The organism is Bradyrhizobium sp. CCBAU 11430 (assembly GCF_028128855.1).
GTDB classification, from domain to species: domain Bacteria; phylum Pseudomonadota; class Alphaproteobacteria; order Rhizobiales; family Xanthobacteraceae; genus Bradyrhizobium; species Bradyrhizobium ottawaense.
In genome coordinates, this window is the sequence record NZ_LBJV01000048.1 from 59092 (window position 1) to 75086 (window position 15995).

Below are 15995 nucleotides of genomic sequence, written 5' to 3' on the forward strand. Positions count from 1 at the left end.
AATTCGTCTTGTTTTTGTGAGGGCAATCTAGCCGAGCGGATGGCGTTCGTCATGTGCGAAGGCGCTGGCGCTCTTTCCCTTTCCCCGCGTGCGGGAAAGGGAAGGACGTTTCCATTCATGAGCCCGGCGAACAAAGTCCAATCGCAAACCTGCCGGCTATTCAGCGCGTGCCGGGCGGGTTGCCACCCCCTGTCAACCCGCCATCCGGTCAGGGCGCGCTTGGAGCCCTGCACGCGCTTTGGTCTTGAAGTGTTCATCAACTCCACCCATCTTGGGACGCCCGCGGGTAAATGCCTACCCTGCCTTTTCCGCGGCTTTTGGCATGAGGACGATGCGAGGACCTGGGATGGCTGGACCGGATGGAAGCGAGCGACTTGTCAAAAAGCACGAATTCGTCCAGCCGCGGCATTACGCACTCGCGGGCCTCCTCGTCGCTTCGTTCGCGCTCACCGGTTGCGGGCAGCCCACCTCGCAAGCGTCTGCGCCGCCGCCGGCGCCCGTGACGGTCGCCCAGCCGGTCAAGCGCACCGTTACCGATTGGGACGAGTTCACCGGCCGCTTCGAAGCGGTTGAGGAGGTGCAGGTGCGCCCGCGCGTCGGCGGCTTCGTCAACTCGGTCGAATTCCAGGACGGCGCCATCGTGCATCAGGGCGATCTGCTTTACGTGATCGACCCGCGTCCGTTCGAGGCGGTGGCCACGCAGGCGGAAGGGCAGCTGTCGGATGCACGGGCCAAGGTGGAACTTGCCAAGCGCGAACTCGACCGCGGCCTCAGCCTGGTGCAGACCAGCGCGGTCTCCGAGCAGGTCGTCGATCAGCGCCGTCAGGCCCTGCAAGCTGCGCATGCCGCGGAGGTGCAGGCTGAAGGCGCGCTCAAAGCGGCCAGACTGAACATCGAATTCACGCATGTGACGGCACCGTTGACCGGCCGCGTCAGCCGCCATCTCGTCAGCTCCGGCAATCTCGTGCAGGGCAGCGACAATGGCTCTTCGACCCTCCTGACCTCCATCGTCACGCTCGACCCGATCTACGTCTATTTCGACATGGATGAGGCGACCTTCATCAAATACAGCAAGCTGTGGTTCGAAGGGCGGCGTCCGAGCTCGCGCGACACGGCCAATCCGGTGCAGGTGACGCTCGCCGGCGAAACCAAGCCGTCCCATGAAGGCACCATCAACTTCCTCGATAACCGGCTCGACGTTTCGACCGGCACGCTGCGCAGCCGCGCCGTGGTCAAGAATACCGATCTGTCGATCCTGCCCGGCCAATTCGGTCGCGTCCGGCTGATCGGCAGCGCGCCCTATGAGGCCCTGCTGATTCCGGACGTCGCTGTTGCGACCGACCAGTCCCGCAAGATCGTGTTCGTGGTGAAGCCCGACGACACCGTCGAGGCCCGTCCCGTGGTGCTCGGACCGCTGGACGACGGCCTGCGCGTGATCCGCGAAGGATTGAAGGCCGAGGATCGCGTCATCGTCAACGGCATCCAGCGTGCCCGTGTCGGTGCCAAGGTTGCCCCGCAGACTGCGCCAGCGCCGGCCGGTGGCAAGTCATGAATCTCGGTCGTCTCTCCATCAACCAGCCCATCCTCGCGATGGTGCTGTCGATCGTGCTCCTGATCGTCGGTGCGCTCGCCTACACCACGCTGCCGGTGTCCGAATATCCGCAAGTGGTGCCGCCGACCGTCGTCGTCACCACGCAATATCCCGGCGCCTCCGCGCAGACCGTGTCCGACACGGTCGCGGCTCCGATCGAGCAGGAGATCAACGGCGTCGAGGACATGCTGTATCTCTACAGCCAGGCAACCTCGAACGGCCAGCTCACCATCACCGTCACCTTCAAGCTCGGCACCGATCTCGACAAGGCCCAGGTGCTGGTGCAGAACCGCGTCGCGATCGCGCAGCCGCGACTGCCCGAGGAGGTCCAGCGCAACGGCGTCACCACGCGCAAGAACTCGCCCGATATCCTGATGGTCGTGTTCATGCTGTCGCCCGACGACACCTTCGACCAGCTCTACATCTCCAATTACGCGCTGCTCCAGGTCCGCGACCAGCTGCTGCGTCTCGACGGCGTCGGCGACATCCAGATATTCGGTGCCCGCGACTATTCGATGCGGCTGTGGCTCGATCCTGACCGGATTGCCAATCTCGGCCTAACCTCGGCGGAGGTGCTGGCCGCGATCCGCGCGCAGAACGTGCAGATCGCCGGCGGCCAGATCGCCGAGCCGCCGATCGCCGACCGCGCCTTCCAGCCGAACCTCACCTTCACGGGGCGCCTGAAGGATCTGAAGCAGTTCGAGGACATCCTGATCAAGGCCGGCTCGGACGGCCGCGTGGTGCGGCTGCGTGACGTCGCCCGCATCGAGCTCGGGGCGCTCGCCTACAGCACCAACAGCTTCCTGCTGCGCAAATCCGCGGTCGCCATGCTGGTGACGCAGCGGCCGGGATCGAACGCTCTCGCTACCGCGAAGAACATTACCGACACCATGACGAGGCTGAAGGAGAGCTTCCCGAAAGGCCTCGACTACAATATCGGCTACAACCCGACCGAATTCATCGCTCAGTCCGTCCACGAGCTGATCAAGACCATCTATGAGGCCATGCTGCTCGTCGTCATCGTCGTGCTGGTGTTCCTGCAGGGCTGGCGTCCCGCGATTATTCCGATCATCGCGATCCCGGTGTCGCTGGTCGGCACTTTCGCGGTGATGGCGGCGCTGGGCTTCTCGATCAACAACCTCACACTGTTCGGCCTCGTCCTCGCGGTCGGCATCGTGGTCGATGATGCCATCGTGGTGGTCGAGAACGTCGAGCGGCATCTCGAGCATGGCATGAGCCGGCGCGATGCCGCCCTCAAGACGATGGAGGAGGTCGGCGGCGCGCTGGTCTCGATCGCGCTGGTGCTCTGCGCGGTGTTCGTGCCGACCGCCTTTCTGGGCGGTATTTCCGGGCAGTTCTTCCAGCAATTCGCCGTCACCATTGCGGTTGCGACTGCGATCTCCTGCTTCTGCTCGCTGACGCTGTCCCCGGCGCTGGCCTCGCAGATCCTGGTGCCGCACGAGGAGAAGCGGGCGCCCGCGAGTTGGAATGTCATCGCGCGCGGCTGGAATGCCTTCACCGGCGTATTCAATCGCGTGTTCGACCGTCTGGCGCACGGCTATGCCGGCCTCGCCAATTTCGTGATCCGGCACTCGGTGGTGATGATCCTGATCTATGTCGTGCTGATCGGAAGCGCCGGCTGGTTGATCGCGACCACGCCGCAAGGCTTCATCCCGGCGCAGGACCGCGGCTACGTCATCGTATCCGTGCAATTGCCGGGCGCGGCTTCGCTGGCGCGCACCACCGAGGTCGTGCGCGAGATCGAGCGGATCTCGCTGGACACGCCGGGCATCGTTCGTGTCGCCGCCTTTGCCGGCTTCTCCGGTGCCACCCGCACACAGGCGGGCAATGCCGCCGCGCTGTTCCCGGTGTTCGACGAACCAGAGGCGCGGATCAAGAAAGGATTGACGGCCAACGCCATCACGGTCGAGCTGCGCAAGCGCCTGTCCGCGATCCAGGGCGCCTTCATCATCGTGATCCCGCCGCCGGCCGTGCCTGGCATCGGCACCGGCGGCGGCTTCACCATCCGCATCCAGGACCGTCAGGGCCGCGGGCCTGAGTTGCTCGCCGCGGCCACCGACGAGCTTGTCGCCGCGGCGCGCAAATCGCCCTCGCTGCTCGGCCCCACGGTGTTCTCGCCGTTCTCGGCCAACACGCCGCAGCTCTTCGTCGACATCGATCGCACCAAGGCGCAGAAGCTCGGCGTTCCCATCTCCAATATCAACGACACGATCCAGAGCTATTTCGGATCGACCTATGTCAACGACTTCAACCTGTTCGGCCGCACCTATCACGTCACCGCGCAGGCCGACTTCCCGTTCCGGAAAGAGCCCAGCGACCTCGCACGCCTGCGCACACGCAACGCCTCCGGCGACATGGTGATGCTCGGCAGCGTGGTCGAGTTCAGGGATGTCTCGGGTCCCGATCGCGTCGCGCGCTACAATCTCTATGCCGCGTCCGAGCTCCAGGGCGAGCCGGCGCCGGGCACCAGCTCGACCACGGCGCTCAACACCATCAAGAAGCTCGCGGACGACACCTTGCCGAGCGGCTTCACCTTCGAATGGACCGATCTGTCCTACCAGCAGATCACCGGCGGCAATGCCGGCCTCTACGTGTTCCCGATCTGCGTGCTGTTCGTCTACCTCGTGCTCGCTGCGCAATATGGCAGCTGGACCTTGCCGTTCGCGGTGATCCTGATCGTGCCGATGTGCCTGCTCGCCGCCACCATCGGCGTGCGCATCATGGGCCAGGACGTCAACATCCTCACCCAGATCGGCTTCGTCGTGCTGGTGGGACTGGCGGCCAAGAACGCGATCCTGATCGTCGAGTTCGCGCGCGACATCGAGAACGAGGGCAAGCCGCGGCTGGAAGCCGTCATCGACGCCTGCCGCTTGCGCCTGCGGCCGATCCTGATGACCTCCTTCGCCTTCATCCTCGGCGTCTTGCCATTGGTGATATCGAGCGGCTCCGGCTCGGAGATGCGGCAGGCCGTCGGCGTCGCCGTGTTCTTCGGCATGATCGGCGTCACCCTGTTCGGCCTGTTGTTCACGCCGATCTTCTACGTGGTGGTGCGGAACCTGGCGGAAGGGCGGAATGAGGGGAAGAAGCCGGAGGTGGTGGCTTCTTAAGCGCACGTGATGGCCACCGGTGTGTCCACATCCTCGCCGTCATCCCCGCGAATGCGGGGATCCATAACCCCAGGGAGGAGTTTGGCGCGAAGCTCTTCGCAAAACTCCTTCCTGTGGTTATGGGTCCCGGGTTCGCGACTTCGTCGCGCCCCGGGACGACGCCATTTTTGTGGCGACCTCCATACTAACGACCAACTTGAAATGGATGGGCAGGCGCGGGGTTCTTCCCTAGTATCCGCGCGATTTCAAAACAGAAAACTGCTGGGAGATAACAGATGAAATCAGCACTTTTGGCCGCCGTCGCAACCTCTGCTCTGGTGCTGGCGGCGCCGGCCTCCGCGCAAGGCGTCAAGATCGGCATCCTCAACGACCAGTCCGGCGTCTATGCCGATTACGGCGGCAAATGGTCGGTCGAGGCGGCCAGGATGGCGATCGAGGATTTTGGCGGCGAGGTGCTGGGTCAGAAGGTCGAGCTCGTCACCGCCGACCACCAGAACAAGGCCGACCTCGCGACCTCGATCGCGCGGCGCTGGTACGACGTCGAGAACGTCGACATGATCACGGAGCTGACGACCTCCTCGGTCGCGCTCGCGATCCACGAACTGTCCAAGGAAAAGAAGAAGATCGACATCGTCGTCGGCGCCGCCACCTCACGGCTGACAGGCGATGCCTGCCAGCCCTACGGCTTCCACTGGGCCTACGACACCCGCGCGCTCGGCGTCGGCACCGGTGGTGCGCTGACCAAGGCCGGCGGCGACACCTGGTTCTTCCTCACCGCGGACTACGCCTTCGGCTACGCGCTGGAGAAGGACACCAGCGAGATCGTCACCGCCAATGGCGGCAAGGTGGTCGGCTCGGTGCGCGTGCCGCTCAACTCCTCGGACTTCTCCTCGTTCCTGCTGCAGGCGCAGAGCTCGAAGGCGAAGATCGTCGGCCTTGCCAATGCCGGCCTCGACACCACCAATTCGATCAAGCAGGCGTCCGAGTTCGGCATCGTCGCCAGCGGCCAGAAGCTCGCCGGCCTGCTGATGACGCTCGCCGAAGTAAATGGCCTTGGCCTCCAGGCTGCACAGGGCCTGGTGCTGACCGAAGGCTATTACTGGGACGTCAACGACAAGTCCCGCAATCTCGGCGAACGCTTCCTCAAGCGCACCGGCCGGATGCCGAACATGATCCAGGCCGGCACCTATTCGGCGACGCTGAGCTACCTGAAGGCGGTCAAGGCGGCAGGCACCAAGGATCCGGATGCGGTTGCCAGGAAGCTGAAGGAGCTGCCGGTCGACGACGACTTCGCGCAAGGCGGCAAGGTGCTCGAGAACGGCCGCATGATCCACGACATGTATCTGTTCGAGGTCAAGAAGCCGTCGGAATCGAAGAAGCCCTGGGACTATTACAAGCTGCTCGCCACCGTCCCCGGCGACAAGGCCTTCTTCACCGCCAAGGACAGCGGCTGCCCGCTGACGAAGTAGGGGCGAGGATCGCGCCAATAACTCAGTGTCGTCCCGGACAAGCGCAGCCCTTGGCAACGCGTAGCGTTGTCGAGGGCGAAGCGCAGATCCGGGACCCATAACCACAGGACTGTGTGGTTACGGGGACTCGGAGTGATCGGCTCGCGCTACAACTTCGTCCTGTGGTTATGGGTCCCGGGCTCGCTTCGCGCCCCGGGACGACAGCGGAACGTGTGGCCGCGGCCCCCGCCTCACACCAGCCGCAACACCACTGCACCCAGCGCGCCGGCCCACAGTGCGATGGCGGCGATGCCCTGGATCATGAAGCCCGGGCCGCGCTTGGCTGCCGCTTTCGAATAACCAATGAAATAGACGATGCGGCCGATGATCCAGACGGCGCCGATCCCCGCCGCGATGCCGTCGCCGATATAGACCGCGAACAGCCAGAGCGCCGGCAGGACAATCGGCATCCATTCCAGCGTGTTCGCCTGGATGCGGAAGGCGCGTTCGAAATCCGGATGGCCCGACATCGCCGGCACCTTGACGCCGGTCTTGGTGCGCGCGCTCGAGACGTTGATGGCGGTGAAGAAATAAAATGCGATCGCCAGCAGCGTGACGAGAGCGGTGAAATGATACATCGCTGGTTCCTTCAAACAGACCGCGCTTCAATACCCGGTCAGCTCGAGATAGCCAACGCCGTCATGCGTCCCGGCAAAGCTGATCGGCCCCTCCCAATAGGAGAAGCCGGTCCCCATCCAGGCCCCGGGATTGAGCGGCTTGCAGTGGATCGAGAACGATCGCGACGGGATCGCGATCTGCCATTCCACCGGCAGCTTGCGTCCCGCAACCTCCGCCGTCGCTTTCGGCATCATCCGGATGTCGCCGCCCGTGATCATCTGCGTTTCGCCGGCAGCGCTGATCCAGTTGCCGAACGGATAGTCTTTGCCTTCCTTCTGCCGCAGCCGGTACAGCATCAGCTTGTCGCCTGACGACAGATGCAGCGACAGCCAGTCCCAGCCGGTCTGGTCGGCGTCGAGCGGCTGGCTGCTCCATTCGCGGTCCATCCAGGCCTGGCCCGAGACATCGACCGGCTTGTCGTCGATGGTGAGCGTGCCGCGAGCGCGATAGAACGGCTGGCTGTAATAGTAGGACGCCTGGCCACGCTCCGACTTGCGGCTGTAGCCGCGATCGCCTTGCAGCACCACAGCGCGATCGGCCTCCAGCGTCAGTGCGTAGCTGAAATCTGTGCTGGACGCCCTCAGCGCCAGCGGCGCCAAAGTGCGGTCATCGGTTCGCTCGAGAGCCTTCATCTCCCAATCGTCGATCCAGGCATCGAACGGCTTGGCCGTGACGCCGGCCTGGCCGACGCCGCCGCGTGAAAAGACTTCGTTGAAGCGGTGGGTGTCGGCGCGCGTCACTGCGGCATGCGCCATCCAGACCTGCTGATTGGCCCAGCCTTCGCCTTGAGGGCCTGGCTGCGCCGCCTGACGGAACAGCGTCCATTGCAGGCCGCAAGCCGCGCCGCTGCCGTCGATGAGGTTTGCCGTCAGATACCACCATTCGATGCGAAAGTCCGGATGCGGCCCGTGATCGCCAGGAAAGGCAAACAGCTTTCCCGGCGTCACCTTCCCAAAGCCATCCGCTTTTTCACCGAGCCCCGCATAGCCTTGCGCGCTGGCGCGGCGTGCGAGGGCCAGCGCAGCGATGCCGCCGGCGAAGGCGCGGCGCGACATGCGATCAGCGTTCATTGGCAAACACCTTGACGAGATTTGCCGGCTGCATCCGCGCCAGCCGTGCCACCGGCAACAGCGCCGCCAGCAGCGACGCCAACAGCGCGACCGCGACCAGCTCGACCAGTTGCAGCGGAAACACGTGGAACGGCAGCCGCCAGCCGAACGCCTTCACGTTCACGATCGCGATCAGGCACCACGCCACCAGGAGCCCGAGCGGAACGGCCAGCAGCGCCGTGAACAGCGCCACCGACAACGTCTTGGTCAATTCGATCGCGGCAAGGCGCGGCCGCGTGATGCCGATCGCCCATAGCGGCGCGAGGTGCGGCAGGCGGGAGTTCGCCAGCGTCAGCAGGCTCGTGAACAGCGCGATCCCGGCGACACCGAGTGTGAAGGCGTTCAGCGCCGAGGTCACTGCGAAGGTGCGGTTGAAGATGCGGATCGATTCGGCCTTCACCGTCGCCTGGTCGGCGACACTGCGGTCGTCGAGCGCCAACTGTTTCTGCAACGCCGCGATCAGGCCGGGGATATTCTCCTTCGCGACGATCAGGCCGATCCGCGTCTGCGGCGTCTGCGGAAACTGCCGGATCAGCGCCGCGACGTTGACGGTCAGCTGCCCCTTAGGGTTGCCGTAATCGGCATAGATGCCGACGATGTCGAGCTCCCAGGTCCCGCCCGGCGCCGGCACCTCGACGACGTCGCCGACGCGGACGTTGAGGCGGCGGCTGAGCTGCTCGCTGATGAAGGCGGCATTGCCCGGCACGAGCCGGCTCCAGCCGCGCGGCGCGGTTTCCAGCAGCGGCCAGCGTTCGCGATAGAGCGCGTGATCGGGCAGGCCGAGCAGCTCCACCGGCTGGCCCTGAACCTGCGCCTCGGCGCGGCCGCCCGACAGGAGCGCCTGCACGTCGCTGCGCTCGCGCAGCCAGTTCCGGATGGCAACGCCTTGCGCATTGTCCGAGGCGCTGATGTAGACGTCGGCGGCGAGCCGACCGTTGAGCCAGCCGAGGAAGGTGCGGCTGAAGGTTTCCACCATGGTGGACACGCCGACATTGACGGCGAGCGCGAGCAGCAGCGCCATCAGCGCCAGCGACAATCCGGAAAGCTGCTGCCGGCTGTCCGCCCAGAACCACAGCGCAAGCGGCTTCCTCGCGGCGCGCTGGCCCGCGAGCAGGATGATCTCGAGCAGCGCCGGCAGGATCAGGGCCGCACCGAACATCAACGCCGCCAGCACGCCAAAGCCTGCGATCAGCGATTGCCCGTACTGGAGCAGCAGCAGCGCGACCGCGAACACGGCGCAGGCGGCCAGACTTTGCAGGATCAGCCAGCGGCGCTGCCTCTGCTGCCAGGCGCGCGGCTGCGCCGTCGCCAGCACCGGCATCCTGATCGCCTTGATCAGGCTGGTCGCCGCCGCAACCAGCGCGCCCGCAATGCTGATGCCGATGCCGGCGAGCCACCATTCAGGCTGTAAGGTCAGCTGCCCCGGGATCTGTGCGCCATAGAGCCCGCGCAGCGACGCCGCGACGTCGGGCAGCAGCACTGCCGCGATGAAATAGCCGCAGACGAGCCCGATCAGGCCGGCGATCAGCGCCAGCGCCACGAGCTCGATCACCAGCACGGTGTTGACCAGCCGCGCCGAGGCGCCGCAGGCGCGCAAGGTCCGCAACATCGGCAGCCGCTGCTCGAAGGCGAGGCCGACGGCCGAGTTGACGATGAACAGGCCGACGAAGAACGATAACAGGCCGAACGCCGTGAGGTTGAGATGAAAGCTGTCGGTGAGGCGCTCCAGCTCGGTCTCCGCGTTCGGCTCAACCAGCTGCAGCCGGTCGCCGACCACGCTTGCCAGCGGCGCAGGCTTGCTCCTGGGCTTGCCGATCAGAAGCCGCGAGACCTGATCCGGCTTGTTCAGCAGACGCTGCGCCACGCCGATATCGACCACCAGCACGCCGGGCGCGAGCTGCGGCAACACGCGCAGCGGCGGCAATGTCGCGCCGTTGCTGATCGGTGGCGCCGCGCCTTCCGTTTCCTGCAAGTCGCTCAGCGTCTCCCGCGCCACCAATGTCTGGCCCGGCGGTGCAACAAAACTGCCTAGATCCGCAGCACCGAGACGCGGTGCGTTGCCGATTTCGACCGGCAGGGTGACCGGCTCGATCCCGAGCAGCCGCATCGAGCGTCCGTTGATCTGGACCCGCCCCTCCAGCGCCGGCGACACCGGCCAGCCGGCACGGCGGAGTTTGATGAACAGCTCCTGGGGAAATGTCGCGCCAGCAGGCGCGACCAGCATGGCGGTGCGGGCGCCGCCGAACGTCGCGGCGGCGCGGTCATAGGCATTGCGGGCCTGCTGGTTGATGGCCTGCACGCCGCTCCACAGCGCGGTCGCCGCGATCAACCCGACCAGCAGCGTCGCGAACTGCATCTTGTGACGCCGCCAATGGCTGAGCAGCACTGCGAGCACCCAGAGCGCGCGTCTCATGCGATCCGCCCCGCATGCAGGGTGAGGTGGCGGTCGAGCGTGCCGGCCAGATGCAGGCTATGGGTCACCATCAGGAAGCCGCAGCCGGTGCGCGCGACGAGGTCGCGCGTCAGCGCCAGCACGTTTTCGGCCGTGGCCTCGTCGAGATTGCCGGTCGGCTCGTCCGCCAACAGCAGCGAGGGCTTCGTCGCCAGTGCCCGGCCGATCGCGACCCGCTGCTGCTGGCCGCCGGACAATTGCTCGGGATAGCGCTTCAGGAGAGGGCCGAGGCCGAGCCGTTCGACCAGCTCCTTGGTCCAGGCTGCATCGTGACGGTCGGCGATCCGCGCCTGGAAAACCAGATTGTCCCCGACCGACAGGCTCGGGATCAGGTTGAATTGCTGAAAAACCAGGCCGATCTGGTCGCGCCGCAAGCTGGCGCGCCCTGCATCGGACAGCGCGGTGACTTCGGTGTCTTGCAGCCAGATCGTGCCGCCATCGGCGGCATCGAGTCCCGCGATCAGGTGCAACAATGTGCTCTTGCCGCTGCCGGACTCGCCGGTCAGCGCGACGCGTTCACCCTCCTTAAGGTCGAGATCGACGCCACGCAGCACATGGACCGGTTCGCCGGCCGAGGAGAAAGTCTTGGAGAGATTTCGGATGCTCAACACGATGAATGGCGCCGGGCGGAATTAGCGGAATTGCTGCGTAGCACACTTGCTGCGGAAATGCCGGGTTGCGTTGGTCTCGAAGCCGTTGTTAGCTCCCAAGATAGCCAAATCAAAAAAGTGCCAAAAGACATCGACGGGGGAGAATCATGAGCGTTGAGGGAACGACGGAGGTAGCCGGCAAGACGATCGGGACCAAGGGAACGCCGAAGGGCGCCTGGACCGTCACCTTTCTCCTCTTCCTCTTCATGGTCGTGAACTTCGCCGACAAGATCGTCGTCGGTCTCGCCGGCGTGCCGATCATGACCGATCTGAAGCTCACCCCGGAGCAGTTCGGCCTGCTCGGCTCCTCGTTCTTCTTCCTGTTCTCGATCGCCGCCATTGTGGTCGGCTTCATCGTCAACAAGGTGCCGACACGCTGGGTGCTGCTCGTGCTCGCAGTGATCTGGGCGCTGGCGCAGTTTCCGATGGTCGGCACCGTCTCCTTCACTACGCTGCTGATCTGCCGCATCGTGCTGGGTGCCGGCGAGGGCCCGGCCTTCTCCGTCGCCGCGCACGCGATCTACAAATGGTTCCCCGACGAGAAGCGCACGCTGCCGACCGCGATCCTGTCGCAGGGCTCGGCCTTCGGCGTGATCCTGGCGGTGCCGGCGCTGAACTGGGTCATCGTCAATCATTCCTGGCACTATGCCTTCGGCGCGCTCGGAATCGTCGGCCTGATCTGGGTTTGTGCCTGGCTCGCGCTCGGCAAGGAAGGCCCGCTGGAGGACACGCAGGTCCTGGCCGCGACCGAGCAGAAGATCCCTTACTTGCAGCTTCTCACCTCTCGCACCTTCATCGGCTGCGTCGCGGCGACCTTCGGTGCTTATTGGGCACTCTCGCTCGGCCTGACCTGGTTCACGCCGTTCATCGTCAAGGGGCTCGGCTTCTCGCAGAGCCAGGCCGGCTTCATCTCGATCCTGCCCTGGGTGTTCGGTGCCACCATCGTCATTCTCACCGGGTGGATCTCGCAGGTGATGATGGCGCGCGGCTACAACACCCGCGTGGCTCGCGGCGTGCTCGGCTCGGTGCCGCTGGTCATCGGCGGGCTGATTCTGGCGATGATGCCGCATGTTCAGGGCGCGGGCTTGCAGATCGCGCTGCTCGTGGTCGGCTCTGGCCTGTGCGGGGCGATCTATGTGGTCTGCCCGCCGATGCTCGGCGAATTCACGCCGACGTCGCAGCGCGGCGCGATCCTCGCGATCTATGGTGCGCTCTACACGCTGGCCGGCATCATCGCGCCGGCCGTGATGGGGGCGATGATCCAGCGTGCCGGCAGCACGGTCGATGGCTACATGGCCGGCTTCACCATCAACGCCGTGATCATGGTCGGCTCCGGCCTGCTCGGCCTGCTGCTGCTGTGGCCGAACTCGGAAAAGGCCAGGCTGACGCGCGGTGCGGCGCCGCAGGCAGCATCGTTGAAGGGTGCGGTCTCGCCCACGTAAGGGGGCGGGCGAGGGTTAGATAGAGGCCGCCGGCCACAACCCCAACTGTCGTCCCGGACAAGCGAAGCGCAGATCCGGGATCCATAACCACAGGGAGGGGTTTGGCGACGACTCGGAGTTATCAGTTTAGCCCCATAACCGCTCCCTGTGGTTATGGGTCCCTGCGTTCGCAGGGACGACACTGAGAATGAGGCGCGGACTTCGCGCCTCACTCACCATCAGCTGCTAATTCACCCCCTGCGCCCCGCGGATCAGCTTCCCCGGCCGGCGGCCCGTGGCCTCGCCATGCCGCCGCGTCACCACGCCTGAGACGATCGTCGCCTCGTAGCCGTCGACGTCCTGCAACAGCCGCCGCCCGCCGACCGGCAGATCGTAATGCACCTTCGGCGGATGCAGGTGCAGACGGTCATAGTCGATCACGTTGACGTCGGCCTTGTAGCCGGGCGCAATCAGGCCGCGATCGGTGAGGCCGACCGAGAGCGCCGTCTTGCGCGACTGCGCTGCGACCACGAACGGGATCGACAGCTTCTCGCCGCGCGTGCGGTCGCGCGTCCAGTGCGTCAGCAGATAGGTCGGGAAGCTGGCATCGCAGATGATGCCGCAATGCGCGCCGCCGTCGGACAGGCCCGGCACCGATTGCGGGTCGATCAGCATCTCGCGCGTCGCATCGAGATTGCCGTCGGCATAGTTGAGGAACGGCACGTAGAGCATGCCGCGGCCCTGGTCCGACAGCATCGCGTCATAGGCGAGCTCTTCCGGCTGACGGCCCTGCTTGCGCGCCTGCGGCCCCAGCGCGTTCTCCGGCGGCTGCTCGTAATCGGGGGGATCGCCGAGCAAAAACATCTTGTCGTAGTTGGGCCGGAAGAACAGCGGATCGTCGGTGGCGGTTGCCGTCTCGCTCAGGATTGCCTTGCGCACGTCGGCCTGGTGCAGCCGCGCCAGCCGCTCCTTCAAGGGAAGATGCGCGATCGCCTTGTAGCTAGGATGGGTCTGGAACGGATTGCGCGACAGCTCGAGCCCGAGCAGCAGGCCGACCGGGCGCGCCGCGATCTGCGCGGTGATGGAGAGGCCGCGCTTCGCCGCCGCATTGATCTCGTCCAGCGTCTGGCGCCAGCGGTTTGGCGATCTGTCGTTCTGCGTGATCGAGAACGAGATCGGACACTTCGTCGTGTCGGCGACCCGCAACATCATCGGCAAGTCTTCGTGGATGGTGGAGAGATCGAGCACGAATTGCAGCACGCTGCGGCCCTGGCTGTGCATCGCCCCGGCGATCGCGGTGAGCTCGTCTTCGCCGGCCTTTAGCGTCGGCGTGAAGTCGCCGGTGGAGGTGCGGTGGTTGAGCGTGCGCGAGGTCGAGAAGCCGAGCGCGCCGGAGCGAACCGCCTCGCCCGCGAGCTTGGCCATCGCGGCATTGTCTTCGGTGGTCGAGGGGTCGCGGCGTGCGCCGCGCTCGCCCATGACATAGACCCGTAGCGCCGCATGCGGCAGCTGCGCACCGACATCGATGTCGAAATCGCGCTTGGAGAGCCAGTTCATGTAGTCCGGAAAGCTCTCCCAGGCCCAGGGAATGCCGGCGCTCAGGACGGGCTCGGGAATGTCCTCGACGCCTTCCATCAGCTGGATCAGGCGGGTGTGGTCGGCGGGCTTGCACGGCGCGAAGCCGACGCCGCAATTGCCCATGATCGCCGTGGTGACGCCGTTCTGCGACGACGGCGTGATGTCCTGGCTCCAGGTGACCTGGCCGTCGTAATGGGTGTGCACGTCGACGAAACCCGGCGTCACCAGCTTTCCGCGTGCGTCGATTTCCTCGGCGCCTTTGCCAGAGACCTTGCCGACCTCGCTGATCCTGCCGCCGGTGATGGCGACGTCGGCCTCGAACAGTTCGCCGCCGTTTCCATCCGCAACGGTGCCGCCGCGGATGACGAGATCAGGGGTGCTCATGTGTTTCTTCCCGTTTTTGTTTTTCTAAGTCTTCTTTCGTCGTCCCGGACAAGCGCAGCGCAGATCCGGGACCCATAGCCACAGGGAGGAGTTTGGCGAAGACTCGTAGTTGGCAGCTTCGCTCCACAACCGCTCCCTGGGGTTATGGGTCCCCGCCCCCCGTGCGCAATTGCGCACTAGGCGGGGACGACGATTGAATTTGTGGCAGCCGCTCTCCTCAAGAACCGGCTTGTCGCTTCCGCTCCGTGAACGGGGACAGCGCCACCGTCGCCACCATGAACACCACCGACGCGCCGAACACCCAGTGTGGCGCACTCTGGTCCATGATCCAGCCGAACAGCAGCGGGCTGATGATGCCGCCGAGATTGAAGCCGGTGGAGACGATGCCGAAGGCGCGCCCCGCAGCGCCGGGAGGAGCCGCATTGCGCACCAGCATGTCGCGCGAGGGGGCGATCACGCCGGACAGAAAGCCCGCCGCCGTCATCGCGGCAGTCAGCGCCCAGCCGGGTAGCGTCACCAGCGCGATCAGCAGCACGATTGCCGCGTTCACGGCGAAGCAGGCCGCTGCGACATAGCCATGGCGTTCGGTGTGATCGGCAAGGAAACCGCCGGCCAGCACGCCGGCGGCGCTGGCGCCGAGGAATGCCGTCAGCATGACGTTGGCGGCCGAGTAGGACGTGCCATAGCCGCTCATCAGCGCGACGACGCCGAAATTGTTGATACCGGCGACCGACAGGCTGAGCAGCATGAACAGCGCGGTCAGCACGATCAGCGCCGGCGTGATGACAGCCTGCTTCGGCGCGTTCTCCGCGCCTGGCTTCTTCTTGCTGGCGCCGGCGTCGGGAATGTTCATGACGAGTAGCAGAAACGCCACCGCAATGCCGATCGCACCCGAGGCGATCAGCGCGCCGACGCCGCCCGACAGGGTGACGAGTGCAGCCACGATTGCCGGCGCCACCGCGCCGCCAAGAAACCCGGCAAAGGTGTGGATCGAAAAGGCGCGGCCCATCCGTGCCTCGTCCATGTGCTCGGCCAGGATCGCGTAGTCGGCGGGGTGATAGACGCTATTGGCGAGACCCAGCAGCACGGCGCAGGCGATCAGCGAGGCGTAGCTGAGGTGCAGACCGAGCAGGATCAGCGCGAAGCCGCCGAGCGTGAGGCCGGCCAGCAGAATTCGTCGCGCGCCAAAATGGTCGACGAGATAGCCGGTCGGCGCCTGCGTCAATCCGGACACCACCGCGAACACGGTGAGCGCGAAGCCGAGCTCGATATAGCCGACGCCGAGCTGAGCCTTGAGGAACGGGAACAGCATCGGCAGGACCAGCAGGTGGAAATGGCTGACCCAATGCGCGATCGAGATTCCGGTCAGCGTGCGTAGCGCGCTGTCCGCCTTGCCTTGCTGCGGTGCGGCGAGAACGTCGACCATTGCAATTCCGGTTTCACTCCCTGGAAGGCGCGCAAACTATCGGGGAGAGCGGTTATTTGTCCATGAACGCAGGCGCATGGCAGGTAGTGCGGGTGGGGATTCCATCCCCGCTGTCGTCCCTGCGAACGCC

Annotated in this window: 10 protein-coding genes; 4 read left to right on the top strand and 6 right to left on the bottom strand. The window is 65.5% G+C overall.

All coding sequences use genetic code 11. The annotated features are described in order from the left end of the window. The first annotated feature begins 346 nt into the window (after positions 1–346). The 3 genes from XI04_RS13075 to XI04_RS13085 all read left to right on the top strand — a co-directional run bounded on the left by XI04_RS13075 (position 347) and on the right by XI04_RS13085 (position 6188). On the top strand, positions 347–1552 hold the full coding sequence (locus XI04_RS13075) for an efflux RND transporter periplasmic adaptor subunit (protein ID WP_271609558.1): 1206 nt from the start codon (positions 347–349) through the stop codon (positions 1550–1552). After that, positions 1549–4719, top strand: coding sequence for an efflux RND transporter permease subunit (locus XI04_RS13080; RefSeq protein ID WP_097668296.1), 3171 nt, complete (start codon positions 1549–1551; stop codon positions 4717–4719). The genes XI04_RS13075 and XI04_RS13080 overlap by 4 nt, the downstream gene beginning before the upstream one ends. A 275-nt stretch (positions 4720–4994) precedes the next feature. Continuing rightward, on the top strand, positions 4995–6188 hold the full coding sequence (locus XI04_RS13085; protein ID WP_028139694.1) for an ABC transporter substrate-binding protein: 1194 nt from the start codon (positions 4995–4997) through the stop codon (positions 6186–6188). Positions 6189–6418: 230 nt separating this feature from the next. Here the strand turns inward: XI04_RS13085 and XI04_RS13090 are convergent, their stop codons facing one another. From XI04_RS13090 to XI04_RS13105, 4 genes are read right to left on the bottom strand one after another with little or no spacing between them, the layout of a single operon-like run. Further along, on the bottom strand, positions 6419–6805 hold the full coding sequence (locus XI04_RS13090; protein WP_038946835.1) for an MAPEG family protein: 387 nt from the start codon (positions 6803–6805) through the stop codon (positions 6419–6421). 27 nt (positions 6806–6832) lie between these two features. Beyond that, positions 6833–7915: a lipocalin-like domain-containing protein gene (locus XI04_RS13095; RefSeq protein ID WP_271609559.1), complete on the bottom strand. Its 1083-nt coding sequence runs from the start codon at positions 7913–7915 to the stop codon at positions 6833–6835. After that, positions 7905–10367 carry an FtsX-like permease family protein gene (locus tag XI04_RS13100; RefSeq protein WP_271609560.1) on the bottom strand — a complete coding sequence of 821 codons (2463 nt, stop codon included), beginning with the start codon at positions 10365–10367 and terminating at the stop codon, positions 7905–7907. Before XI04_RS13100 ends, XI04_RS13095 begins: the two co-directional genes overlap by 11 nt. Next, positions 10364–11017: an ABC transporter ATP-binding protein gene (locus XI04_RS13105; protein ID WP_271609561.1), complete on the bottom strand. Its 654-nt coding sequence runs from the start codon at positions 11015–11017 to the stop codon at positions 10364–10366. The genes XI04_RS13100 and XI04_RS13105 overlap by 4 nt, the downstream gene beginning before the upstream one ends. Before the next feature lie 146 nt (positions 11018–11163). Here XI04_RS13105 and XI04_RS13110 point away from each other — a divergent pair, with 146 nt between their 5' ends. Beyond that, a complete protein-coding gene (locus XI04_RS13110; RefSeq protein ID WP_271593961.1) occupies positions 11164–12498 on the top strand; it encodes an MFS transporter in 1335 nt (444 codons plus the stop codon). A 225-nt stretch (positions 12499–12723) separates the two neighbouring features. Here the strand turns inward: XI04_RS13110 and XI04_RS13115 are convergent, their stop codons facing one another. Both XI04_RS13115 and XI04_RS13120 read right to left on the bottom strand, forming a co-directional pair. Continuing rightward, a complete protein-coding gene (locus tag XI04_RS13115; RefSeq protein WP_028139700.1) occupies positions 12724–14439 on the bottom strand; it encodes an N-acyl-D-amino-acid deacylase family protein in 1716 nt (571 codons plus the stop codon). Between the two features lie 217 nt (positions 14440–14656). Then, positions 14657–15865: an MFS transporter gene (locus XI04_RS13120; protein ID WP_271609562.1), complete on the bottom strand. Its 1209-nt coding sequence runs from the start codon at positions 15863–15865 to the stop codon at positions 14657–14659. Between the last annotated feature and the right edge of the window lie 130 nt (positions 15866–15995).